The sequence below is a fragment of the Kribbella sp. NPDC049227 genome, from assembly GCF_043197265.1.
Taxonomy (GTDB): domain Bacteria; phylum Actinomycetota; class Actinomycetes; order Propionibacteriales; family Kribbellaceae; genus Kribbella.
Map to the genome: position 1 here is coordinate 457,471 of NZ_JBICST010000002.1, position 22,453 is coordinate 479,923.

Annotated in this window: 21 protein-coding genes; 14 read left to right on the plus strand and 7 right to left on the minus strand. The window is 69.0% G+C overall.

The features are described 5' to 3' along the window. Positions 1 to 415 precede the first annotated feature (415 nt). Positions 416 to 1,099, minus strand: a complete 684-nt coding sequence (locus tag ACGFH6_RS08990; protein ID WP_393381872.1) for a GAP family protein — start codon at positions 1,097 to 1,099, stop codon at positions 416 to 418. A 118-nt stretch (positions 1,100 to 1,217) separates the two neighbouring features. Between ACGFH6_RS08990 and ACGFH6_RS08995 the strand changes: the two genes are divergently transcribed. From ACGFH6_RS08995 to glsA, 9 genes are all read left to right on the plus strand, one after another. Beyond that, positions 1,218 to 1,727 (plus strand): hypothetical protein, encoded by a 510-nt coding sequence (locus tag ACGFH6_RS08995; RefSeq protein ID WP_393381874.1) that lies wholly within the window; start codon positions 1,218 to 1,220, stop codon positions 1,725 to 1,727. Positions 1,728 to 1,831: 104 nt separating this feature from the next. Continuing rightward, positions 1,832 to 2,665: a c-type cytochrome gene (locus ACGFH6_RS09000; RefSeq protein ID WP_393381875.1), complete on the plus strand. Its 834-nt coding sequence runs from the start codon at positions 1,832 to 1,834 to the stop codon at positions 2,663 to 2,665. A 176-nt stretch (positions 2,666 to 2,841) separates the two neighbouring features. Then, positions 2,842 to 5,520: a LuxR C-terminal-related transcriptional regulator gene (locus tag ACGFH6_RS09005; protein ID WP_393381877.1), complete on the plus strand. Its 2,679-nt coding sequence runs from the start codon at positions 2,842 to 2,844 to the stop codon at positions 5,518 to 5,520. A gap of 137 nt (positions 5,521 to 5,657) precedes the next feature. Beyond that, positions 5,658 to 6,206 carry a hypothetical protein gene (locus ACGFH6_RS09010; RefSeq protein ID WP_393381878.1) on the plus strand — a complete coding sequence of 183 codons (549 nt, stop codon included), beginning with the start codon at positions 5,658 to 5,660 and terminating at the stop codon, positions 6,204 to 6,206. Continuing rightward, positions 6,203 to 6,715 carry an RDD family protein gene (locus ACGFH6_RS09015; protein ID WP_393381880.1) on the plus strand — a complete coding sequence of 171 codons (513 nt, stop codon included), beginning with the start codon at positions 6,203 to 6,205 and terminating at the stop codon, positions 6,713 to 6,715. The genes ACGFH6_RS09010 and ACGFH6_RS09015 overlap by 4 nt, the downstream gene beginning before the upstream one ends. Before the next feature lie 166 nt (positions 6,716 to 6,881). After that, complete coding sequence (locus ACGFH6_RS09020; protein WP_393381882.1) at positions 6,882 to 8,411, plus strand: leucyl aminopeptidase family protein; 1,530 nt, start codon at positions 6,882 to 6,884, stop codon at positions 8,409 to 8,411. A gap of 35 nt (positions 8,412 to 8,446) precedes the next feature. Then, entirely contained in the window at positions 8,447 to 10,069 is a 1,623-nt protein-coding gene (locus ACGFH6_RS09025) for an AbgT family transporter (RefSeq protein ID WP_393381884.1), read from the plus strand. Positions 10,070 to 10,084: 15 nt separating this feature from the next. Next, on the plus strand, positions 10,085 to 11,881 hold the full coding sequence (locus ACGFH6_RS09030) for an SLC13 family permease (protein ID WP_393381885.1): 1,797 nt from the start codon (positions 10,085 to 10,087) through the stop codon (positions 11,879 to 11,881). Position 11,882: 1 nt separating this feature from the next. Further along, positions 11,883 to 12,881, plus strand: coding sequence for a glutaminase A (gene glsA / locus ACGFH6_RS09035; RefSeq protein WP_393381887.1), 999 nt, complete (start codon positions 11,883 to 11,885; stop codon positions 12,879 to 12,881). 4 nt (positions 12,882 to 12,885) lie between these two features. Here glsA and ACGFH6_RS09040 read toward each other — a convergent pair whose 3' ends face one another. Beyond that, complete coding sequence (locus ACGFH6_RS09040) at positions 12,886 to 14,034, minus strand: S1C family serine protease (protein WP_393381888.1); 1,149 nt, start codon at positions 14,032 to 14,034, stop codon at positions 12,886 to 12,888. Between the two features lie 20 nt (positions 14,035 to 14,054). Then, positions 14,055 to 16,064 (minus strand): hypothetical protein, encoded by a 2,010-nt coding sequence (locus tag ACGFH6_RS09045; protein WP_393381890.1) that lies wholly within the window; start codon positions 16,062 to 16,064, stop codon positions 14,055 to 14,057. Positions 16,065 to 16,322: 258 nt separating this feature from the next. On the opposite strand from ACGFH6_RS09045, the gene ACGFH6_RS09050 reads away from it, so the two are divergent. Further along, positions 16,323 to 16,565 carry a hypothetical protein gene (locus ACGFH6_RS09050; RefSeq protein WP_360454522.1) on the plus strand — a complete coding sequence of 81 codons (243 nt, stop codon included), beginning with the start codon at positions 16,323 to 16,325 and terminating at the stop codon, positions 16,563 to 16,565. On the opposite strand, the gene ACGFH6_RS09055 is transcribed toward ACGFH6_RS09050, so the two are convergent. Continuing rightward, complete coding sequence (locus tag ACGFH6_RS09055) at positions 16,559 to 16,957, minus strand: VOC family protein (protein WP_393381892.1); 399 nt, start codon at positions 16,955 to 16,957, stop codon at positions 16,559 to 16,561. The two genes, ACGFH6_RS09050 and ACGFH6_RS09055, sit on opposite strands and share 7 nt — an antisense overlap. 230 nt (positions 16,958 to 17,187) lie before the next feature. Between ACGFH6_RS09055 and ACGFH6_RS09060 the strand changes: the two genes are divergently transcribed. Together ACGFH6_RS09060 and ACGFH6_RS09065 are read left to right on the plus strand one after the other, a co-directional pair. Continuing rightward, complete coding sequence (locus ACGFH6_RS09060; protein ID WP_393381894.1) at positions 17,188 to 18,093, plus strand: GTP-binding protein LepA; 906 nt, start codon at positions 17,188 to 17,190, stop codon at positions 18,091 to 18,093. After that, complete coding sequence (locus tag ACGFH6_RS09065; RefSeq protein WP_393381896.1) at positions 18,093 to 18,689, plus strand: TetR/AcrR family transcriptional regulator; 597 nt, start codon at positions 18,093 to 18,095, stop codon at positions 18,687 to 18,689. Before ACGFH6_RS09060 ends, ACGFH6_RS09065 begins: the two co-directional genes overlap by 1 nt. On the opposite strand, the gene ACGFH6_RS09070 is transcribed toward ACGFH6_RS09065, so the two are convergent. Both ACGFH6_RS09070 and ACGFH6_RS09075 read right to left on the minus strand, forming a co-directional pair. Next, complete coding sequence (locus tag ACGFH6_RS09070) at positions 18,686 to 19,171, minus strand: DUF6328 family protein (RefSeq protein WP_393381898.1); 486 nt, start codon at positions 19,169 to 19,171, stop codon at positions 18,686 to 18,688. The genes ACGFH6_RS09065 and ACGFH6_RS09070 overlap by 4 nt on opposite strands. A 72-nt stretch (positions 19,172 to 19,243) precedes the next feature. Beyond that, positions 19,244 to 19,909, minus strand: coding sequence for a GAF and ANTAR domain-containing protein (locus ACGFH6_RS09075; protein WP_393383013.1), 666 nt, complete (start codon positions 19,907 to 19,909; stop codon positions 19,244 to 19,246). A gap of 401 nt (positions 19,910 to 20,310) precedes the next feature. Here ACGFH6_RS09075 and ACGFH6_RS09080 point away from each other — a divergent pair, with 401 nt between their 5' ends. Further along, positions 20,311 to 21,258 (plus strand): helix-turn-helix domain-containing protein, encoded by a 948-nt coding sequence (locus tag ACGFH6_RS09080; RefSeq protein ID WP_393381900.1) that lies wholly within the window; start codon positions 20,311 to 20,313, stop codon positions 21,256 to 21,258. Positions 21,259 to 21,283: 25 nt separating this feature from the next. Here the strand turns inward: ACGFH6_RS09080 and ACGFH6_RS09085 are convergent, their stop codons facing one another. After that, positions 21,284 to 21,967 (minus strand): GAF and ANTAR domain-containing protein, encoded by a 684-nt coding sequence (locus ACGFH6_RS09085; RefSeq protein WP_393381901.1) that lies wholly within the window; start codon positions 21,965 to 21,967, stop codon positions 21,284 to 21,286. Positions 21,968 to 22,118: 151 nt separating this feature from the next. Here ACGFH6_RS09085 and ACGFH6_RS09090 point away from each other — a divergent pair, with 151 nt between their 5' ends. Continuing rightward, positions 22,119 to 22,262, plus strand: coding sequence for a GPGG-motif small membrane protein (locus ACGFH6_RS09090; protein ID WP_393381902.1), 144 nt, complete (start codon positions 22,119 to 22,121; stop codon positions 22,260 to 22,262). Positions 22,263 to 22,453 lie beyond the last annotated feature (191 nt).

Consider the following 22,453-nt stretch of genomic DNA (forward strand, 5'->3'; position numbering starts at 1 on the left):
CACGCGACCATCCCAGGCCCAAGGAATCGTCGGAGCCGGATCCCGCCTCGTCCTGACCGACGGGACATTCTGCCGGCTGTGATTCCTGTGATCCGTGCCGATGCCGCGAATCTGGAGGAGATCACCGGCTTCGGCTCGAATCCGGCCAACTTGAAGATGTATCGCTACACCCCACCCGGCCTGGCCGTCGGCCGGCCGGTTCATGCTGGCGACGTACCCGAATGTCTTTGCTGGTGGCGCGATCGTGGCGGGGTCCCCGGGCTCGGTGGCCGAGGGTCTCGATCTGGCACGGCACCGCCGACTTCACCGTTGCCCACCGCAACTTCATCGAGTCGATGGAGCAGTCGGTCGACGTTCATGCCGCCGCGCCGTACAGCCTCGATGTGAACCTCTGTGCCGCGGTCCACATCGCGCGTCAGCGGAATAGGTCGAGGCCCTGGCCGATCAGGACCGTGGACAGGACGGCCAGGAGGATGACGAGGATCGTGTTCAGGTTGGCCAGGAGCCATTGCTCCAGGGATGCCAGGGCCGGGGCGGATCTCCGTGGGCCGGCGATGATGACTGCCAGGAGGGGGAGGAGGACGGTCAGGGACGCGGCGAGGACGAAGAGGGCGGCGGCGGTGAGTTGTTCGCCGAGGGTGAGAGGGGAACCGCCGATCTGGGTGCCGGCGCCGATCACCAGGGGGAGGTTCTTGACGTTCGCGAGGGCCGCGCCGGCGCCGGTCAGCGCGAGAGCGGGACCGGAGAGGGTCGTGATCTTGTCGACGATGGCTGGGCGGGGCGGTGGCTCACCGGGCCGCGGCCGCTTGCGCCAGTAGCGGACCGCCAGGACCGCGAACAACACACCGATCGCCAGTTTGACGAGGTCCACGCCGTCGCGCGCGCCCTCGCTGCCGTCCTCGGCGACCACGTCCGTCAGCATGACCACGAGCCCGGTCGCGATCGCGAGAGCCACGGCCCAGCCCGCGAAGAAGCTCAGGCCGGCCCGGATCGGTCCGCTCGACATCAGGACCAGCACGATGCAGATCATCGGCACCGGGCTCAGGGCGATCCCCATCGCCTGCGGCAGTACCGCACCGACGACCGGCCACACAGTCACCACCCCCGAATAGCGCAGGCCCACGCACATCATGCCATCGCGCCCGACCGCCACGGCGGACGTTGACCAATCCATCGACCGCGCGGGACTATCAAAACCGTGCCCTAGGGAGGCGGCGATGAATCAAGGCCTGCTGAACTCGTTGACCGAGGCCGAGCGGCTGCTTGTGGCCGAGACGGAGCGGGACGCGTTGAAGAGCCTGGACGAGGACGAGCTCCTCGAGCTGCACCAGCGGATCCGGCGGGCTCGCACGAAGTACGTCAAGAACTATCGCCGTGGCGCGAGCGCGAGTGTGGCGAAGGTGGGCGGACGCGGTCTGTCCTACCCGAAGAACCAGCGGGACCGTGACAAGGCGGAGCTCTTCGAGACGGTACTGGCGCGGGTGAGCCGGGAAGTCGCGGCGGCTGCCAGGCGGTCGTCGATGGAGTTGCGTAGCGAACGGCTCGAAGCGGCGCGCTCGGCCAAGTCCGCCGCTCCGGCGGCACGCGCTGCCGCCCAGCCTGTGGCCGCCGCTCAGTCCAAGTCGGTGGCTGCCAGGCAGGCGACCAAGACCACTGGAGGGTTGAAGAAGGACGCGTCCACCCGTGCCGCCGGCGCCCGCCGCCAGGCCAAGCGCGACGCACGCTGAGGGGCTCAAGACAGAGACTTACGACGAGAAATCGCCCGAATCGGGTGATCCCAGCAGTCGCGGCATCGTGTCTGCTGGTCGGGCGGCAGCCGGGAGGAGCGGAGATGCGCGGTGCGGACAGCGCGAGCGCACGGCCAGTGCGCCGAGGCCGACTCGCCAGGGCCCTGCTCATCGGTGCTGCGCTGGTGACGGTCGGCCTGGCGTACGCCGTACTGGTGCCGAACGGCGCGATGGGTGCCGACGGAGCGCAGTCCCAGCAGATCGAGGAAGGCCGGAAGCTGTTCGTGGTCGGCTGCGCCAGCTGCCACGGCATCCATGGCGAGGGCGGGACCGACGGCGAGGGAAACTTCACCGGACCCTCGCTGATCGGCGTGGGCGCGGCCGCGGTGGACTTCCAGGTCAGTACGGGGCGGATGCCCGCGACGCAGCCCGGTGCCCAGATACCGGCGAAACCTCCGGTGTACACCGAGGAGGAGATCGCGGCGCTGTCGGCGTACGTCGCCTCGCTCGGACCGGGGCCCGCGATACCGCCGGAGCAGTACTACGACGTCAGCAACGCGACGCAGGAGGAAGTCACCCGCGGCGGTGAGCTGTTCCGGACCAACTGCACGGCCTGTCACAACTTCGCGGGCCGCGGCGGCGCCCTGCCGAACGGCAAGTACGCGCCGTCGCTGATGGAGTCGACACCAAGGAACCTCTACCAGGCGATGCTGACCGGCCCGCAGCAGATGCCGGTCTTCTCCGACGCGGTGCTCCTCCCCGAGGACAAGCGGGCGATCATCGCGTACGTCGTCAGCCTGCAGCAGCAGCACGACCCGGGCGGCTTCGGGCTGGGACGGCTCGGCCCCGTCTCCGAGGGCCTGTGGGGATGGCTGGTCGGAATCGGCCTGCTGATCGCAGTGGCGGTGTGGATCGGGGCGAAAGTTCCTCGCGCCTGAGGCCCACCCGCGCGCAGGCGAGCGATGCAAACGCTTGCCTGCGTCCAGAAACCGGACGACATGCGGCGCTCAGCATCTGCCGGAATCGTCGTAGACCGGTTAGTCTCGGTTCTTGGGAATGCAGGATCGAACAGTCCAACTGCAGAGCCGCCCAGCCAGGGGGAGGGGCGACGCGTGTGACGAGCCTGAAGCCCGACCGAGTGCAGGAGCAATCCCAGCACTCGGCGTCGGGTCGCATCCCGCGGCCGCCGTTGACCCTGGTGGCCCGCGAGCGGTTGCATTCTGCCCTTGACCTCGGCTTACGGTCGCCGCTGACGATGCTGATCGCGCCGGCCGGCACCGGCAAGACGGTGCTGCTGTCGGACTGGGTGGCGCGCCGCAGGCGGTCGGGTCAACCGGTGCTGTGGGTGCCCGGGCAGGCGCCGGGCGCGCTCGCCGGAGCCCTCGAACATCTGGCCGGTCCCGACGTGGCGACACTGCCGGATCCGATCGTCATCGACGACGCCCATTTGCTGCCTGCGGCAACGGTTACCGGCCTGGCCCAGATTCTGAAGAAGGCGCCGCACGCCGTCCGGCTGTTGCTGGCCAGCCGGTACGACCTCCCGCTGCCGGTGTCCGAGCTCGAACTGCGCGGGATGGCACTGACCTTGCGGTCACGGGATCTGCGCTTCACCGATGCCGAGGCCACCGAACTCGTCCAGGCCCACGCCTCGAATGCCACCGCCGCGGACGTCCAGCTGTTCCAGGAGCGGACAGCGGGCTGGGCTGCCGCTCTGGTGCTCGCGGCGCGGACGCTCGCCGCCTCCGGGGACTCCGGGTGGTCCTTCGCCAACCAGCAGCCGGTGCTCGACCTGCTCCTGGGCGAAACGTTGAGCACGCTCGACGAGCGGGTCCAAGCTGTCCTCCTCAGCACGTTCGGGGCCGCCTCGGTGACCGGACACCAGGCGGCCATGCTGAGCGGCGATGCGGAGGCCGGCGCGATGCTGGGGGATCTCGCCGGCAGCGGACTGCTGGTGACCGCGTACGCCGACGATCCGGGCAGCGAGCCGCTCTACCGGTTCCACCCGCTCCTCGTCGAGCTGCTCCGGCGACGGGTGGCCGGCCGCAGTGAGAACGCACAGATCGTCACCGCGGCGCAGCATCGGTCGGCGCTGTACTACGAGAACCGCGGGGACGGCGGCAGCGCCCTACGCGCCGCGCTCGGAGCCGGCGACCCGGCGCTGGTCGCCCGGATCCTGCTCGGTCACGGGCCGGCGATCCTGGCCGCCGGCGACCTGAGCCTTGTCGCGGGCGGCTTCGAGAGCCTTCCGGAAGGCTATGTCGAGCGGCATCCGCACCTCATCGGCGTTCGCGGGCTGCTGCGGCGTGCCACCGGCGACGTGACCGGCGCGATCATGGATGCGGCATCGGCGGACGACCTCGCGTCCTCCGCAGACCCGCAGCCGGTGACACCGGACGACAACGCGCTGGAGGCGGACGCCGTACTGCTGCGGTTGTGGGAATCGCGCTACGGCTGGCACGACGTCCACGCCGCGATCGGACGGGCGAGAACCCTGCTGGCACTCGATCCCACGGACGCTTATGGCCGGCCGCGCGCCGTACTCGGGCCCGAGCGGCTGGCCTGGTTGCTGATCGAGCTCGCGGCGGCGGAGACGTGGGCGGACGAGTTGGACGCCGCGCTCAGCCACCTGGACGAGGCACTCGTCACCGCCCGGATGGCCGGCCATCGGCGGCTGATCGGCGGGGGACTGGCTCACCGGGCCGTCGTGCAGTACGCGCGCGGCCAGCTGGAGAACGCGGCCGGCTCGGCGCAGGCCGCTCTCGACGCGGCCGGCGAGCAGGGGCTTCCTCGGGAGTACGCCGTCCGCGCGCACGTCGTACTGGGGTTCGCGGCGCTGGGTCATCTGGACGTGGACAGCGCGTGGCGCCAGCACGAACTGGTGGTGGCGACGGACGTGGCCGGCTCCGACACGGTGGTCGCGGGCCTGCGCGCCATCCTGCGAGCGGTGCTTCTCCTCGAGGCGGGTCGGCTCGAGGAGGCGCTGACAGAGCTCACCACCGATCCTGCGTCAGCCGGGCCGCTGCCGTCGTTCCTGTCGCGGGATCTGGCCCTGCTGCGGTTCCGGATGGCGACCATGGTCGGGGACCACACCGGTGCCGAGACGCAGTGCGACGTACTCGACCGGACCGGGAACACGTCCGAGGCCGACCTGATCCGGGCCATCACCTCGATCGTCCGCGGTGACGTCCAGACCACGCTGAAGCTGGTGGACGAGGCCCTCAACCGGCCGGACGTCTACCCTCCGCTGGCTTCCGCGGCCGCCTCGTTCCGGACCGTCCTGCTGGTGCGGATGGGCGACGAGGCCGCCGCCGAGGCCGCGTTGGTGGACACGTTGAACCGGGCCACGCCGCAGCGGATGCTGTACGCGCTCACGGCGGTCGGCCGCGAGCCGGACTTCCTCGACCGGTTGCACCGACATGTCGCCGGGCCCAATCCGCATCCGTTCGCCGCCGCCACGCTCGAGCAGCTGTCGTCGTACCGCGCCGCCTGGAGCGAGGTCGGCGGTACGTCGCTCCTGGCGCGGGCCCGGCCGGACGCGCAGGTTCCGCCACCCCGCCGCCTGGACGCGGTGATCGACGGCGCCCGGATCCGGCTGACGCCGCGGGAGGCCGACGTACTCGACCAGCTCGCGCTCGGGAACTCCTACACCGAGATCGCCCGTGCCCTGTTCATCACCGAGAACACCGTCAAGACCCATCTGATGTCGCTGTATCGCAAGCTGGGCGTGGAGAAACGATCCGCGGCCCTGCGCGTCGCCCGCGCCGTCGGCCTGACGCAGCAGTCGTCGAACTGAGGCCCGCACCCGGGCGGGTGGATTCATCCCCCGGATCGGGTGATCCGACGGCCTCGGCGGCGGACAAAGGTGTTGGCAGGCGGAGCAGACAGGGCGGACACCGGGATGCGTCACAGCGGCTGCGGGACCGGACCACGGTGACGACGCCGCGCCCTGTCGCAGCGCTCGGGCGGCTCGCCGGCAAGGTCACGGGCCGGGTCGTCGAGACCGTCCCGCCGGACCTGATCCTCGACCACATCGACGTCGACGCCCTGGTCGACCGCGTCGACGTGAACCGCATCCTGGACCGCGTGGACCTGAACCACGTGCTCGACCGCCTGGACCTGAACCGCGTGCTCGACCGCGTCGATGTCAACCACATCCTGGACCGCATCGACCCGGACCGGCTGATCGACCGGATCGATGTCGACCGGCTGGCCGGGCGGCTCGACCTGCAGCGCCTGCTGGCCGGCGTCGACCTCGACGAACTGCTCCGATCGGTGGATGTCGAGGCCCTCGTACGCCGCTCCGGCGTACCCGGTCTCGTGGTCGAGAGCCAGACCCAGTTGGCCGGTTCACTGCTCGATCTCATCCGCCGGCAACTCGCCGGGCTGGACGCCGTACTCGACCGGGTCGTGAACCGTCTACTGCGCAGGGACCTCGGATCGCAGCCGACGACCCCACGCCTGCTCGAGGTGCAGGAATGAACGGGCGAATGACCGTCACGGGTCACTACGCCGGCGCCGTGAGCAGACTCGCGGCGGCCGTCCTCGACATACTGATCGTCTTCACGTCGTTCACGATCGGCTTCGCGGGCCTCGATCTGCTGACGACTGCTTTCTGGGGAGTGTCGGTACGGCGCGAGTCGACGGGGGCGACGATCGCCCTCGCGGTCCTGGCGTTCTGCTACGCCTTCGGGTTCCTCGCGGTCGCCGCGCGGACGCCAGGGCAGGGGATCGTCGGCCTCCGGGTGGTGCGGTCCGACGGCGGGACGATCGGACCCGGCCGGGCCTTCGTGCGGGTGTGCGCGTACCTCGTGAGCGTGCTGGCGGCCGGACTCGGGCTTCTCCTGATCGTGTTCCAGCGCGAGCATCGCGGCTTGCACGACCTGATCGCCGGGACCGCGGTCGTCTACGACTGGGGCGAGCGGCCCGCGGAGCTCCCCGGCCCACTGTCGGACTTCCTCAGCCGGGCCGGCGGCAATTCACCCGAATAGGAGGAGGCCGCCGCCTCGCCCGGTTGATGGGATTGCCTCCAGCGCGCAACCCCGACGCGCCAGTCGGCCCCTGGAGGACTTCGTCATCCAGACCAGCCTGACCAAGGAGCGCGAGGAGGAGCTGATCGAGGCCCTGCAGTCCTGATCAGGTGTCAGAGGAGATTTCGTGAACGCGACCCCGGACGATTTCGACCCGATCCCTTCGACCCGGCGCCGGATACCGGTGACCGTCGGCTCCCTGAAGCAGGCAGAGCAGGAAGCGGACGCGCTCGCGGTACCAGTTGCCTCTGGCACCGAGCCGCCGGACGAACTCGGCACCGACGCGGCCGGGCTGGCGTCCGCCGGCTTCAGCGGCACGCGCGGCCAGACCCTGGTCCAGACCCGGTCAGGCGGTCCTGTCCGGGTTGCAGTCGGGACCGGCGTACCGGATCAGGTCGACGTCACGCTCGCGCGTGATCTGGCGGCAGAGTTCGCCCGCGCGGTGCCGTGGCACAAGCGCCTGGCGATCGAGGTTCCGTCCCGGGCGACCGGTATTTCGGCCGGCGACTTCGCCCAGGCGGTGACCGAAGGTGTGCTGCTGGCGCGCTGGCGGTACTTCGTCGGCCAGGGTGCGGACACCCCTCAGCTCGAATCGCTCCTGGTCGTCGCCTCCGACGAGGATGCCGCGGAAGTCGCTGCCGGAGTCGAGCGCGGCCGCATCATCGCCGAGGCGTGCAGCCTCGGCCGCGATCTTGCCAACTGCCCGGCGACGACACTGTCCGCTGTCCGGATGGCCGAGGTCGCGGTCGAGGTCGGTGCGCGGACCGGCCTGCAGGTAGAGGTCTTCGACAAGGACCAGTTGATCGAGATGGGCTGCGGCGGGCTGCTCGGCGTCAATCGTGGCAGTGTCGAGCCACCCCGGATGATCCGCCTGCGCTACGAACCCGCCGAGCCCACCGGCCGGATCGCCCTTGTCGGCAAGGGGATCATGTACGACTCCGGTGGGATCAGCCTCAAGCCGAGCGACGAGTCGCACGCGCAGATGAAGAACGACATGACCGGAGCCGCCGCCGTACTCGCCTCCATGACCGCCTTGCAGGCTCTGGGCTGTACGACGGCAGTGACCGGCTACCTCATGTGCACCGACAACATGCCGTCGGGATCCGCGATGAAGCTTGGTGACGTCCTCCGGATGCGCAACGGTACAACGGTCGAGGTCCTGAACACCGACGCCGAAGGCCGCCTGGTGATGGCCGACGCGCTGGCACTCGCGACCGAGGAACCCGTCGACGCGATCGTCGACATCGCCACGCTGACCGGGGCCTGCCTGCGGACGTTCGGCGTCGAGATAGCCGGTGTCATGGGCAACAATCCGGGCGTGGTGGAGCAGTTGCGGAGTGCGGGTGATCTTGTCGACGAGCCGGTGTGGGAGCTTCCGCTGCATCGGTCCTACCGATCGCAACTCGACTCGTCGATCGCCGACCTCACCAACATGGGCGGGATCAACGCCGGATCGATCACCGCGGGGCTGTTCCTCGAGGAGTTCGTCGACGGCAGGCCGTGGGCGCATGTCGACATCGCCGGAACGGCGCAGCTGCCGGCGCCACGGACCTGGCGGAACAAGGGCGCGAGCGGATTCGGCACCAAGTTGCTGATCGAGTTCGCCCGTGCGTTCGCCACACCCGGCGACGCCAGTCGTGAGGCGGCGCCGCGGTGAGCGCCGTCGAGGAGGTGCCCGCCAAGAAGGGGGGCATGCAGCGGGTCCTGGACGGGATCGAACGAGTCGGCAACAAGGTCCCGCACCCGGCCATCATCTTCCTGGCCCTGATCTTCATTGTCATCGTGCTGTCGCAGATCCTGGCCTGGACCGGGGCGAGCGTCACCACCGAGGTGGCCGAGCCCCAGACCGTCCAGGTCATGCCCCAGGAGGAGGCTGGGTCGAGCGTCGCGGGCTCGGACACGCCGCCGGCGCCGGCCGTGCCCGACTTCGAGTTGCACACCGAGAAGATCACCGCCGAAAGCCTGCTGGACGGTGACGGCATCCGCTTCATCTTCACCACCGCCGTCCAGAACTTCAACGACTTCGGCGTCGTCGCGGTGATCCTGGTCGCGATGATCGGCGTCGGTGTGGCCGAGGAGGCCGGACTGATCGCCGCGCTGATCCGCAAGATGGTCAAGGTGGCGCCGAAGGGTGCGATCACCTTCATCATCGTCCTGCTCGGCGGCATCTCCAGCGTTGCCTCCGATGCGGGCTATCTAGTCTTGATCCCGCTCGGCGCGGCCGCGTTCGCGTCGCTCGGGCGCCATCCGCTGGCCGGCATCGCGGCGGCGTACGCCGGTGTCAGTGCCGCGTTCTTCGTCAACATCCTGATCACGCCGGCCGACGGCATCATCACCGAGGTGACCAACGAGACGATCGCGCTGGTCGCGCCCGACGTCCAGCTCAACGTCACGCAGAACCTCTTCTTCAGCATCGCGTCGACGTTCTTCTGCGCGATCGTCATGACCATCATCACCGAGCGGCTGCTCGAGCCCAGGCTCGGCAAGTACGACCCTGCCGAGGCGCCGTCCGACGCGCCGGTCGACCACCAGCCCAACGACGAGGAGATGGCGCTGGAGTCGCGCGGACTGCGCTGGTCGGTGTACTACCTGCTGGTGGCCGTGGCCATCGTCTCGCTGCTGACGTTCATCCCGGGTGCTCCGCTGCGCAACCCCGACACCGGCGAGATCTTCGGGAACTCACCGTTCATGAGCAGCCTGCTGTTCATCATCTCGATGCTGTTCCTGGCCGCCGGGCTCGGCTACGGCCGTGGCTCGAAGTCCCTGACCGGCAGCACGAACATCATCAACGCGATCGTCAAGACGTTCAACGGCCTCGGCGGCCTGATCTTCCTGATGCTGCTGATCGCCCAGTTCATTGCCTACTTCAACTACTCGAACATGTCGACGCTGGCCGCGACCGGTCTGGCCGACCTGCTCGAGCGGGCCGACATCGGGGCGTTGCCGCTGCTGATCGGCTTCATCCTGCTGGTCTTGATCATCGACCTGATCATGCCCGGCGTGATCCCGAAGTGGGCGATCCTGGCGCCGATCTTCGTCCCGTTGTTCTACCGCCTCGGCATCGCGCCGCAGACGGTGATCGCGGCGTACCGGGTCGGCGACGGACCGGCCAACGTCATCACGCCGCTGATGGTCTACCTGCCGTTCATCGTGCTCGTGTGCCAGAAGTACCGGAAGAAGGCCGGTATCGGCACGGTGGTGTCGATGATGCTGCCGTACACCTTCATCGTCCTGGTCACCTGGACGCTGTTCTACGTGCTCTGGTACGTCCTCGGCATTCCCTGGGGACCGTCCGCTCCGGTACACCTCGGCTAGGGCGGTACGAGCGCAATGGATGACGGCACGATCAGCCTGATCATCCTCGGGCTCACCGTCGCCGTGTTCGTGTGGAACCGGCTGCCGGTCGACCTGGTGGCGGTCCTGGCCGCGCTGTCGCTGTGGGCGACCGGAGTCCTCGACTTCCCCGGAATCATCGCGGGCTTCGGGGATCCGGTCGTCATCTTCATCGCCTCACTGTTCGTGGTGAGCGAGGGCATCGACTCGACCGGCGTCACCACCTGGGCCGGTCAGACGATCGTGAAGTACGCCGGAACGCAGCGGACCCGACTGCTCGTCGCCGTGACCGCATTGTGTGCGCTGCTGACGGCCTTGATCACCCTGAACGGTGCGGTCGCGGCGCTGCTGCCGCTGGTCGTCATGCTCGCCGTCCGGATCGGGGAGCCGCCGTCGCGGATGCTGATGCCGCTCACCTTCGCCGGCAGTGCGGGATCCTTGCTGATGCTGACGGGTACGCCGGTCAACATCATCGTGTCCGAAGCGTCGAGCGATGCCGGTGCGGGCGCCTTTCCGTTCTTCTCCTTCGCGGTCGTCGGCGTACCGCTCGTCATCGGGACGATCGCCATCTCGGTGTTCCTCGGCCCGCGGTTGCTCCCGGCCGCACGCCCGGCGCACCCTCCGGCGGACCTGGCCAGGCATGCGCACACGCTGGATCTGCACTACGCGCTGACCGACGGCTTCTACCGGCTGCGTGTCCGCGAACTCTCGCCGTTGCTGGGCCGTGGCGTGGCCGACGTCGACCTCACGCCGTACCCGGGTGTGCAGATCGTCGGAGCCCAGGACGGGAACGGAGTGTCCCGGGTGAGCGACGCTCTTGCCGTCGGCGACGTTCTCGTGGTGACCGGTCCCTCGGAAGAGGTGGGCAGCCTGACGATCGACTCCCTCCTTGCGGTGTGTATGGCGCCGACGCCGGTCGACGATCTGCTGACGCGGGAGGCCGGGGTGGTCGAGGTCGTCATCCCGCCGCGGTCGTCACTGGTCGGGGAGACGGTCTTCCCGGGGATGCACCGGGCGCACGACCTGGTGATCATCGCGGTGCAGCGGATGGCCAAGGACCGGGGCAACCAGCCCACCGAGCTCGCCGAAGGGGACGCGCTTCTGGTGCACGGCACCTGGGCTGCCCTGGACGAGCTGACGAGGGACCGCGACGTCCTGCTTGTGGACTCGCCGGATCTCGTCCGGCGCCAGGCCGTCCCCTGGGGTTCGAAGGCGTCGATCGCCGTCGCGATCCTTGCCGGCATGGTCGTTCTCCTCGCCACCGGTGTGGTCCCGCCTGCCCTGGCCGGGCTGCTGGCCGCGACGGCGATGGTGGCGTCCAGGGTGGTCGGGCCGCGGCAGGCGTACCGCGCGATCTCGTGGCAGATCGTCGTACTGATCGGCGCGCTGATCCCTTTGTCCACAGCGATTCAGACCAGCGGCGGCGCCGACCGGATCGCCGACCTGATCATCGACGCGGTCGGGCCCGGCCGCCCGTATTTGTTGCTGCTGGCACTCTTCGTCCTCACGGCCACGCTCGGCCAGGTCGTCAGCAACACCGCCACCGTGCTGATCGTCGCACCGATCGCGGTCGCGGCCGCCCAGGGGACGGGGACCTCGGTGCAGCCGGTTCTGATGCTCACCGCCGTCGCCGGTGCCGCGGCGCTGCTGACCCCGATCTCGACTCCCGCGAACATGATGATCATGAATCCGGCGGGGTACCGCTTCGGCGACTACTGGAGGCTCGGCCTGCCGGTGATGCTGTGGTGGTTGCTGACGGCTCTCGTGATCATCCCTCTGGTCTGGCCGTTCTGACATGCCGGCCGAGGACAGGTACGTCTCCACCGGCGGACTGCCCGGAACAGTCGCGGTGGTCGAACTGGTCCAAGCGGCGTACGAGCTGGGCCGTGGGATCGGCGACGGGGCGGTGTCGGACGTTTACCCGGCGCTGGCCCGGGTCGACCCGGATGCGTTCGGCGTGTGTGTCGCGGCCACCGACGGCCGGTTGGCCGAGGCGGGCGACTCGCGGAGCCCGTTCACCATCATGAGCGTCGCGAAGCCGTTCGTCTTCGCGCTGGTCAGTCAGGCGATCGGCGTCGACGCAGTGCGCGACCTGGTTGGCGTCAACGCGACCGGTCTGCCGTTCAACTCGGTGCAGGCGGTGGAACAGCCCCCGGTCGGACGCACCAATCCGATGGTCAACCCCGGGGCGATCGCGACGACGAGTCTGACGCCGGGTACGTCGCTGGAGGACCGCTGGAGGTTCATCGTCGACGGCCTGTCCCGGTTCGCGGGTCATGAGCTCGCCCTGGACACGGATGTGCTCGAGTCCGCGCTGCAGACGAACCATCGCAATCGTGCGCTCGCCGAGTTGCTCCGCAGCGACGGCGGCCTGGTCGGTGATGCCGTCGAGGCGACCGTGCTCTACACCAGGCAGAGCAGTCTGGCGGTCACCGCGGTGGATCTCGCGGTAATGGGCGCCACGCTCGCGGACGGCGGCGTGTGCCCGACGACCGGCATACGGGTGATCGACCCTGACATCGCCCGGGTGACGCTGGCCGTGATGACGATCGCGGGGTTGTACGAGACCTCTGGCGACTGGCTGCTCGATGTCGGCGTTCCGGGCAAGAGCGGGATCGGCGGCGGCATCGTGACCGTTTCGCCGGGCAAGGGCGCGTTGGGCACGTTCGCACCGCGGCTGGACCACGCGGGGAACAGCGTCAAAGGCCAGTGGACCGCACGCTTCCTGTCCCGTCACCTCGGCCTCGATCTGCTGGCCTCACAACCGGTCCCACCGGCCGCCGACGTGTCGTGAGTGCTCAGGGCGCGGCGAGCGTCAGTGTGGTGGTGGCCGTCTGACCTGCTCTGGAGTAGGTCAGCTCGATGGTGTCGCCGACCTTGCGGGTCAGGGTCGCGACGACGATCTGTTCGCTGCTCTGGGCCGGCTGGCCGTCGATCTTGGTGATGATGTCGCCGGCCTTGAGACCGGCCTTCGCACCCGGGCCGCCGGCGTCGACCGAGACGACGAAGAGACCGGCCGGGTTGCCCGATGCGTTCGCGAGGGCAGGCGGGATCTCCTGGACCTGTAGCCCGGTCGTCGGGTGTCCAGGCTCCCCGGTACGGACGAGTTCGTCGGCGATCGGGCTCGCCAGGTCCACCGGGATCGCGAAGCCGAGGCCGACGCTTCCGCCGCCGGCGACGCCGGACGCGTTCGGGACCGTGGCGATCGCGGCGTTCACTCCGACCAGATGGCCGGAGCAGTCCACCAGCGCACCGCCGCTGTTGCCGGGGTTGATGGCCGCGTCGGTCTGGATGGCGCCGATCAGGTGATGGGTCACCCCGTCGCCTGGCACCGGTACATAGCGATCCAGCGCACTGACGATGCCGGAGGTGACCGTGCTCGCGAGACCGAGCGGAGCGCCCAGGGCGACGACAGGTTGTCCGACCTGCAGCTCGGCGGACGAACCGAACTGGATCACCGGGCGATCCTTCGCGGCGTCCGCGGCCTTGAGCACGGCAAGGTCGGTGCTGGGATCACGGCCGACGATCGTGGCGTCCGAACTCGTGCCGTCGCTGTACTGGACGGCCACCTTGCCGCCGTTGGCCGCGACCGAGATGACGTGGTCGTTGGTGAGGATGTAACCGCCGTCCTTGAAGATCTGCCCCGAACCGGTGCCGGCCGAGGCGCCGCTGCTGGCCGAGATCGTCACGATCGACGGCAGGATCTGGTTCGCCACCGGGATGGCCGCGCACATCGCCGTACTGGAGTCCGTCGAGGCCGAGGACGAGGCGGTGGCGGATCCTCCGTCGCGATCCACGAGCACGAAGATGAGGGACGTGATCAACGCGCCCACGACGGCGCCACCCAGGATCGCCAGGGACAGGCCGCGAGTGAGCCGGAAGCGACCCCGGCCGTCCGGAGGTGGTGTGGCTGCCGGACCGGGCTGTCCGTTGTCGGCCTGGACCATCTGGACCTCCTCTGGCCCACTCAGGAGTCGGAGCGCACCGATCGCACGTCATGCTCGACGCTCCCGTCGCCCACCCGAGAATAGGTTCGCCGGGCGCCGGACATGTCACCCGATCCAGGTGAAGCCGGTACGGATGTGGCGCGGTCGAAGTACAGGTAGGCGACGGCCGATCCGGTGAGTGGCATCGCGAGCGCGAAGAGCAGCGACGAGACCACGTTGATCAGGACGGGCGACAGATCGGTGGCCAGCAGCAGGACGATCCCGGCGACCGGTCCGACGGCCAGTCCCAGCCCGATGATGATCGCGAGCGGTACGGCGGTCCGCCACCAATGGCCGCGGACGAGCATCCGGCTGCGTCTCAACGCCGTACCTCCGGACCAGCCCTCCGCCACCACGACCGGTATCGCGAACGCCCGGCTTGCCGCGTAGTAGACGGCCACCGGGATCGTCGCCACGAAGAAGGCGAGTACTGCGAGGACGACGAAGTACTGCAGGGCCACCCGGGTCAGTGGCCGGCGGCGCGAGAAGACATGGCGCAGTACACCCATCGCGGTGACGGTCTCGCCTCGATCCAGTTGGTCGAGCACCCTCGTGACGGCCGCGAGCAGTACGACGTACGCCGCGATCGTGAGGATCGTGACGGCCAATGTGACCAAGGAAGCCCAGAAGCCCGGAGCGTTCTCGGTCGGCGCGCCGAGGTCGGTGGGTGCGTCGCGTCTGGCCACCTGGAACCTGGCGAGAGTCAGAGTCGCCAGGCTCAGGACGATGAACGCCGTCGCGAACCCCGCGAACAGGCCTGGCCGCTGCCGGAACAGGCGCAGCGCGGCGACCACCGTCTGACCCCAGGCTCGCCGTTTTCTGGCGGGCAGAGGGGCAGCATCGGTCCACTGCGTACGGCTCGCCGCGAACCAGATCAGCCCGACGAGTGCGGCGAGTACCAGGCCCAGCAGCCAGGTCCGATCGAGGGTTTCGCGGACCAGGTTGGATCCGGTGCCGACCGCGGCGCAGAAGGCGCCTGTGCTGCTGGGGCCGAGCAAGGTGCCGGCCGGCACGGTACCGCTGTCGTCCCGCCAGGTCTTCTCGGCGTCCTGGATCGGCGTGAGCCACGACGTTTTCATGTTCGGGCCGGTCGGTCCGTCGAAGAACGAGCGCTGCCGTTCGCCCCACCGCCCTTCGAATCCAAGCCAGGGGTACTCCTGCAGGTAGTCCGCGCGGGCCAGCGGTACGTAGGCGACCCGGGGACGGATCGCGGCCTGAGGCCGGGTGGTGTCGTCGCAGCCCAGCCCTTCCGAGCCACGACCGAGGTACAAACGTTGGCCGTACTTGTTGGCATGTGAACCGGCTGCTGGGTAGACGACCGGATGGGTTCCGCCGACGACCTCGAGCTTGGCGTCGCCCCAGCGTGCTCGCTCGGCGCCTCCGTGCTGGCTGAATCCGACCGCCGTGGGCTCTGTGGTCAGCGCGGCCGCAGGGGTCGCCGCGTCGAAGATGAGCTGGATCGATTCCCAGTCGCCTTCGTGGGTGTTGTTGTAGTCGTTGAAAACGTAGAAGAACCAGTACTCCAGCGAGAGCTTGCCGGGGAACGCCGGATCCGCGACGACGTGGGCATAGACAGTGGCCGGGTGGACCGCGTTGATCAGCGTCGACCACTCGGCGTAGGTGCAGCCCGGACGCAGCGGATCACCCGGGAAGTCGAGGAAGTGCCCCGGGAACCCTGGGCTGATGTCCTTGCCTATCGGCTGCGTCTTGACCAGGTCCGGCGGACGCCACGGGCCGCGCAGCGCGACCTGTTGATCGCCGAGCACGGCCTCGACGTCGGTCGGCTGGAACTGCTCGCCGTCCTCGCACCTCGGCGACGCCTCCTGCAGTTTGACGACGGGGGAGTAGCGCTCGGCCAGTGCTTGCGCGGCGGAGTCGTCCGGCGAGGCGGTGGTGCCGGCTGCTGCTGAGTCCGGCAGCCAGAAGATTGTCACGGTGAGGAAGGCGAACAGCAGTGGCGGCAGGGATCGTCTCCAGGCGAGGGCCGTCATTCCCACAGGATGCGCACGACGTACCACTCCCCACACCATCCGGCTCTGGCGTTACTTCGGCGGCCGAGGTCACCCGATCCAGGTGATCCACGCGCCCGTCCGTGATCCCGTCAGCACGTAGCGCACCGGGATGCGAGTTGCCGCCAGGAATCGGGGGTACCGGACGCCGGGCCGCGTTCGGTCTCCCCCTGTCCGGGGGAGGCCGAAGGACCCGGCCCGCAGCAGAGTCGTGTCAACGGGACGCGAAAGGGGCTTCCCATGGGCCATTACGTCATCAGGGTCAAGGGCGAACTGTCGCGCGACCTGACCGACGCCTTTCCCTCGATGACCGCCGATTCCGAACCGGCGCAGACAGTCCTGCACGGCCACCTCGACGATCAGGCGGCGCTGGCCGGCATCCTCAACCACCTCGACATGCTCGGCATCAACATCATCGAGGTCCTGCAAGTCCCCTCGACCCGCCCGCCCGACGACGACCCCGCATCCAGCACCGCTCAGTGATTGCTCCAGCCCCGGGTACACAGGACCAGGCGGTAGGAGTCCGGATCGGCGATCGTGACGCCCCACGTGTCCCAGTACGGGTTGCGCGACGGAACCAGCTCGCCGCCGGCCGCGATCAGGCGTGCGACCAGTTCGTCCGGCACCGGGCCGTCCAGGTAGACGACCAGGAGGTCCTCCTCGGTCGGCTGCGGTCGCACCGGATCGCCGTCGAGCTGCACCAGCTCGAGGTGCCAGCCCGCCTCGGGCCAGCCGACCATCAGGAGGTGGTGGCCGTCCTCGGACTTCCGGTAGATCACACTCAGCCCGAGACCGTCGACCCAGAACCGCTCGACGGCGGTCAGATCCCTGCTGGGACGGGCTATCCGCACGTGGGCCTGCTGTTCGATCGCCATGCAGCCGAGGCTAGGCAGCAGCCGGCGGATCACGTCACCGCGGCCCCGGCGGAGGCCTGCTGTGGACCGTGGTGTATTGGCCGCCGATTGATATGTCCGGACTTGTCAGCGAGGTCACAGGGATCTGACTGACTGATCAGTCAGTTATCTTGCTACGCTCGACAGTGCTGCACTTGGGGCATTCCTGTCGATGGAGTGAGGTGCCGACCGTGGCGCTTGCGGATGTGTCTGTGTCTCGCCGGAGAAAGGCCCGGCGGGAGGAGTCGAGGCTGGCCGACCATGTCGACCGGCTGGGGGAGGAACACCCACCGATCCCGCTCGACAGTGTCGACTACACGATGAAGCGGCCCGGCCTGCTCGCCGAGCGGTTCGGGTCGGTCCTGTCCTACATGTCGCGGGTCGAGCTCGAGGTCGAACGGAACGTTCTCGAGCTCAACATCCTGCTTCCCGACCCACCCGCGGTCGACCAGCATTTCTACGCCGACGTGTGGATGCCGCAGGAGACGCACCACGGCCTGATCCTCGACCGTCTCCAGGTCCTGGCCGGTCTCGAGCCCACCGCACCCAACCTGACCGACGTGTCGTTCCGGCTCAAGCTGCTCGGGGCGCTCGGCCGGGTGGGCGCCGTACAGGACGTCAGCCGGATGCTGTACTACCTGACCGGGCTGGCCACCGAGCGATCGGCGGTGCTTGCCTACAACAAGCTTCATGCCGGCATGCTCGAGCTGGGGGAGCGGGCCGTCGCGAGAACCGTGGTCGCGCCGATCCGCCGCCAGGAGCCCGGGCACTTCGCCTACTACCAGATCGCCGCCCGTGGTCTCTGGTCGCAGTTGGGCGGCTGGCAGAAGTGGCTGGTGCGCACGCTGCGGCGCAAGACGTTCGGCCCGGTCGGTGCCGAGAACAAGCAGCAGCGGCTGGAGTTCGGCAAGGCGATCCGTGCCTTGGGCATCGTCACCGGTGACGACGCGGATCTTCAGCACTACGCCGATCAGGTCGGACGGGTCGAGCACGAGTTGCTCTGGGCCCACCGGCGAGGTCTGCGGGTCCCGAAGTACGTGTTCGAGTCGTTCCGTCGTGCCGCCCACGCGGCCGCGGACCTGGACGGTGATCACCAACCCGCCCCGGGACGGGCCTGATGATGACCGCCGCCGCTTCCGGGCGCTCCTCCAAACGTGAGGCCATCATCGAGACGGCCGAGCGTCTGTTCGCCGAGCGTGGGTACGACGCGACGTCGACAGCGCTGATCGCGCACGAGGCCGGCGTACCGACCGGCCTGGTGTTCTACCACTTCGCCACCAAGCTGGATCTCCTGCTGGCCATCGTGCACGAGCGGCCGACCCCGGGTGAGGTGCTCCGGACCGCCGCACGCGGCCGGTCGGTTCACCGGCGGCTGCGGGCCGTCGTGTCGTCCATGGCCGCGGAACTGGAACGCAATCGCGCGGCGCGGATCATCGTCTTCCGGGAGGCGCAGGCCCGTCCCGAGATCGCCGACCGTGCGGCGGAGTTGTTCGACGAAGCCACCACCACGGTCGCGGAGATCCTCAGCGGCGCCGAGGACGTCGTCGCCGAACCGGATCGAGTGCGGACCGCAGCGGATCTCATCGTCAGCCGCGTCTTCCTCGACATCATCGCCCTCGGCCAGGCCGACACCGCGGCCAAACGCCACGCCGCCATGATCGACCTCATCGAGGAGTCACTCACCACACCCCCACACCGAGTGACGTCGCCCTAGACGCCGTCCGGCTCGCGGGTCTGCCGGACGTACGCCGGGATGACGAACCAGAAGGTGACGAACCACGCCAGTACGGCGATGACAACGCCAACGGCTACCGGTCGGGACACGACGACGTCCAGCGCGAGCAGGACCCCACCGCAGACCGCGGTGACCAGGAAGACCAGGCCCGCGCGCAGGAGGTAGTCGGCGATCGTCACAAGGCGGTCGCGCAGACCTTGCCGGTAGACGATGCGGTGCAGCGAGATCGGTGCGAGGAACAGGGCGACTGCGAGCGCCGAGGCGATCAGCGTGCAGGCGTAGACGAAATGGGTGAAGTTGTCGGCGACCTGGAACTGGTTCTGGAAGGCGATGCTCAGCAGGAAGGCGAACAAGATCTGCGTGCCGGTCTGGGCCAGGCGCAGTTCCTGCAGCAGTTCGTTCCAGTGCCGGTCGAGTCGCTCGCCGGAGCTCTCGTCCTCGCGCCGGTAGGGCTGGGTCATGTCTCTACTCGATCGTCCGGTGGTTTCCAGGTCTGGTACCCCACGTCACCGGCGCGTATGCGAGGTCGAGTACTACGGGAGCTTGCGGGTGTCGATCAGCTGCTGGGCGACGTCGCGGAGCTTGGTGTTGGTGTCCTGGGAGTAGCGCTTGAGGATCGCGAAGGCACGGTCGCCGTCGACGTCGAAGCGTTCCATCAGGATGCCCATGGCCTGACCGACGAGCTTGCGGGCATCGACGGCCTGCGCCATCGATTCCTCGTGCCGCGCGGAGGCGAGGGCAACGGATGCATGCCGCGCAAGGATGTGGGCGATCGCCTCGTCGTCGGGACCGAACGCGTCAGGTGACGGGCTGTAGAGCCCCAGTACGCCGACCGTGGAGCGATTGCCGCCGCCAGTCGCCAGCGGTACGTCGAGCACGCTACGCACCCCGAGCGCGGCGACCTTCGCAGCCCACTCCGGCCAGCGGTCGTCGGTGGTGGTGTCACGAATCAGCACGGTGGTGCGTTCACGGAGCGCGGTCACCAGCGGCCCACATTCGGAGGTGAGCTGCAGGTCGTACACCTCCGCGACGACCGGGTCGGTGATCGCGGCGATCTCCGCCTGTGATCCACGGGAGTACAGCGCCACGCCGGCGTACGTGCAGTTGAGCGCGTGCAGGGCGAACTGGACGACGGCGTCGACCGTCTCATCCACGCCCGAGGCGTCGTGCAACTCGACCGCCAGGCGGGCGAAAGCCATCGCCGCGTCGTTGGCGTCCGGGTCGATGATGGTCACACACAGCTCCTGGAGATCACCAGGGACGCCCGCGTGTGAGCGCCCGTGGTCATCATGCAGGTCCTATGACCAGATCCGGGCTCGCTGCGGGGTAACAACTCGGTGACCGTGCCAGGATTGTCGTTCTCCGGCCGTCGGAGGCTGCGTTCTCCGGATTGTGCCGCCGGAAACGAGCGTTTGGTGCGGTCTGGGCCCGCTGCGCCACTGAACGGGTCCAGACCTCGAGGCGTCCCACCGCCCGAGCGTTGAGCAACCTCTCACCCCTCCCTGTGCCCCAAATGCCCAGATGGATGCACCGCCGCCTTTGGCGTACCTTGGGGTCGGCTGAAGAAGTCGGCCGCTGGGGCTGTTCGCAGGATGGGTGCATGGAGTCCCTGACATTCGAGAGTCGCGATCTGGCGCGCACCGAGGAGTTCCTCAACCGCGCGTACACGAAGATGCGGATCGGCGGCAGCACGGACGACGTGAGCGCGCGGATCACCCGCGAGGCGGTGGCGTCGATCAGCGTCGACCGGCTCGACATCGGCTTCGAGATGAACTACGACGCCGACCCGCTCGGCAAGATCTGCCTCTGCGTGGTCGAGGCGGGAACGGTGCGGGACCACGCCACCGACGGCTGGCAGGACACCTTCGGCCCGGGCGATGTCGTCTCGTTCGCCCCGCCGGATCGCCCGTACGTCGGCAAGGTCTCCCGGTCGCGCTACAGCATCACCATGTTCGATCCCGCGCTGCTCACCCGCGCCGCAGGCGTTGACAACCGAACCGGTGGGCCGGTCCGGCTGCTCGATCATCGCCCGCACTCGGCCGCGGCCGCCCGCCACCTGGTCAGCACGATCAACTACCTGGGCGATCAGGTGCTGCCGAACTCGGCGGTACGGACGTCGACGCTGCTGCAGTCCTCGGTCTCGCGCCTGCTCGCCTCGGGTGTTCTGGCCGCGTTCCCGAACACGGCGCTGATCGCGCAGGATCGGGCCGACGGGCGCGACGCGCATCCGCGGACAGTGCAGCGGGCGATCGCCTTCCTGGAGTCCAGCGTCGATCAGGACGTCGCCGTCGGTGACGTCGCTGCCGCCGCCGGCGTGACGGTGCGTGCCGTTCAGACCGCCTTCCAGCGGCATCTCGGGATCACACCGATGGCGTACCTGCGCCAGTTGCGCCTGGCCGAGGTTCGCACCGAGCTCCTGGCCGGCGATCCGGCCAAGCTGTCCGTCACGGCCGTGGCTGCGCGCTGGGGTTTCCACCACCTGGGTCGGTTCGCCGCCGCCTACCGGGAGCAGTTCGGCGAGTTGCCGAGTACGACGTTGGGTCGCTGAACCCGATCGTTGCCCTGGGCGACGGTCAGCGATCGCCGTCGAGTTGCAGCCGGCGACTGACGATGAGTCGGGCCACCCGCGCCAGCGTCTCGTCGCGGGCGTAGGCGCGGGCCCGCAGGAGCGCCGAGGCATCCTCGATGGCCAGGCCCAGATGGCCCGCGATCATCCCGGTCGCCTGATGGACGACGGCGCGCGACATCCACGGGCTGCGGTCGTCGGGTTCGTCGCCGGTGGGTGGATCGTTGAGCAGTGCGACACCGAGTGCGTCGGCGAGGAACTGCGAGCTCTGCGCACTCTCCGTGAACGTCCGGCCGTCGGCGACGTACGCGCTGAGCACACCGAACGGGCGTCCGCCCGGGCGGATCGGGAAGCACCGGATGGTCAGCGGTCCGACCGCGGCCAGTGCCGAGCGGACGAACTCCGGCCACCGCCTGTCGGTCTCCAGGTGCGCCGCGACCGCCTCGCCCGCGCCGTACGCCGCATGGCCCGGCCCCTCGCCGAGGACGTCCTGCAGATCCTCGAGCCGCGCGGCCGTCGAGTCCGTGGCGGTCAGCGTGACGCGGTTCGTGACCGAGTTCTCGATCGTGATCGACGTACCGTCGGCTCCGAGCAGGTCGCGACAGGTACGCCCCAGTTCGTCCGGATGGCTCTGCACGGGCGCGACCGTGATCGCCTCGATCAATCGGGCGAGAATCGCACCGCGCTTCATGCCAGGCCCAGTACCCGTCCGGCCGCCGACCATGCCCCGCCCGGTGGGACCGGGATCCACCCGTTTGTGCGGGGTCGGGCGCGGGCACCGGAGCGGAGCACGGGGAGTTCAGTTGCCGGGTGTTCGCCCGGCCCGTCTGATGGGAAGGGCCATGGTTCTCATTCTGTGGATCATCGCGGTGATCCTCGTCATCGCCGGGATCGTCTCCCTGTTCCGCGGCCAGGTGCTGTGGGGCGCGGCGCTGATCGTGATCGGCCTGCTGGTCGGGCCGGGTGGCGTCAGCATCTTCACCTAGTTCTCTGCCGGAAAGACCGGTCGTCTGCCCCCACGTCGCCTCCGCGTGGGGGCAGACGTCGTTGGGGGTGGCGGCCTGTGCAGGAGGCAAAAGGAAAGGCAAGGAGATTCGCACTCTCCCTGCCACTATCAACCTATAACGCATCGGGGGACTTGCCGCAAGCCCCGGGTTCTGCTGGAGAATCGCCGACC

Coding starts and splice junctions, on each gene's coding strand:
- ACGFH6_RS08995 (WP_393381874.1), top strand. CDS start 1,218: ATGAATCAAGGCCTGCTGAACTCGTTGACCGAGGCCGAGCGGCTGCTT.
- ACGFH6_RS09000 (WP_393381875.1), top strand. CDS start 1,832: ATGCGCGGTGCGGACAGCGCGAGCGCACGGCCAGTGCGCCGAGGCCGA.
- ACGFH6_RS09015 (WP_393381880.1), top strand. CDS start 6,203: ATGAACGGGCGAATGACCGTCACGGGTCACTACGCCGGCGCCGTGAGC.
- ACGFH6_RS09025 (WP_393381884.1), top strand. CDS start 8,447: ATGCAGCGGGTCCTGGACGGGATCGAACGAGTCGGCAACAAGGTCCCG.
- ACGFH6_RS09030 (WP_393381885.1), top strand. CDS start 10,085: ATGGATGACGGCACGATCAGCCTGATCATCCTCGGGCTCACCGTCGCC.
- glsA (WP_393381887.1), top strand. CDS start 11,883: ATGCCGGCCGAGGACAGGTACGTCTCCACCGGCGGACTGCCCGGAACA.
- ACGFH6_RS09040 (WP_393381888.1), bottom strand. CDS start 14,034: ATGGTCCAGGCCGACAACGGACAGCCCGGTCCGGCAGCCACACCACCT.
- ACGFH6_RS09045 (WP_393381890.1), bottom strand. CDS start 16,064: ATGACGGCCCTCGCCTGGAGACGATCCCTGCCGCCACTGCTGTTCGCC.
- ACGFH6_RS09050 (WP_360454522.1), top strand. CDS start 16,323: ATGGGCCATTACGTCATCAGGGTCAAGGGCGAACTGTCGCGCGACCTG.
- ACGFH6_RS09055 (WP_393381892.1), bottom strand. CDS start 16,957: ATGGCGATCGAACAGCAGGCCCACGTGCGGATAGCCCGTCCCAGCAGG.
- ACGFH6_RS09065 (WP_393381896.1), top strand. CDS start 18,093: ATGATGACCGCCGCCGCTTCCGGGCGCTCCTCCAAACGTGAGGCCATC.
- ACGFH6_RS09070 (WP_393381898.1), bottom strand. CDS start 19,171: ATGACCCAGCCCTACCGGCGCGAGGACGAGAGCTCCGGCGAGCGACTC.
- ACGFH6_RS09075 (WP_393383013.1), bottom strand. CDS start 19,909: ATGGCTTTCGCCCGCCTGGCGGTCGAGTTGCACGACGCCTCGGGCGTG.
- ACGFH6_RS09080 (WP_393381900.1), top strand. CDS start 20,311: ATGGAGTCCCTGACATTCGAGAGTCGCGATCTGGCGCGCACCGAGGAG.
- ACGFH6_RS09085 (WP_393381901.1), bottom strand. CDS start 21,967: ATGAAGCGCGGTGCGATTCTCGCCCGATTGATCGAGGCGATCACGGTC.
- ACGFH6_RS09090 (WP_393381902.1), top strand. CDS start 22,119: ATGGTTCTCATTCTGTGGATCATCGCGGTGATCCTCGTCATCGCCGGG.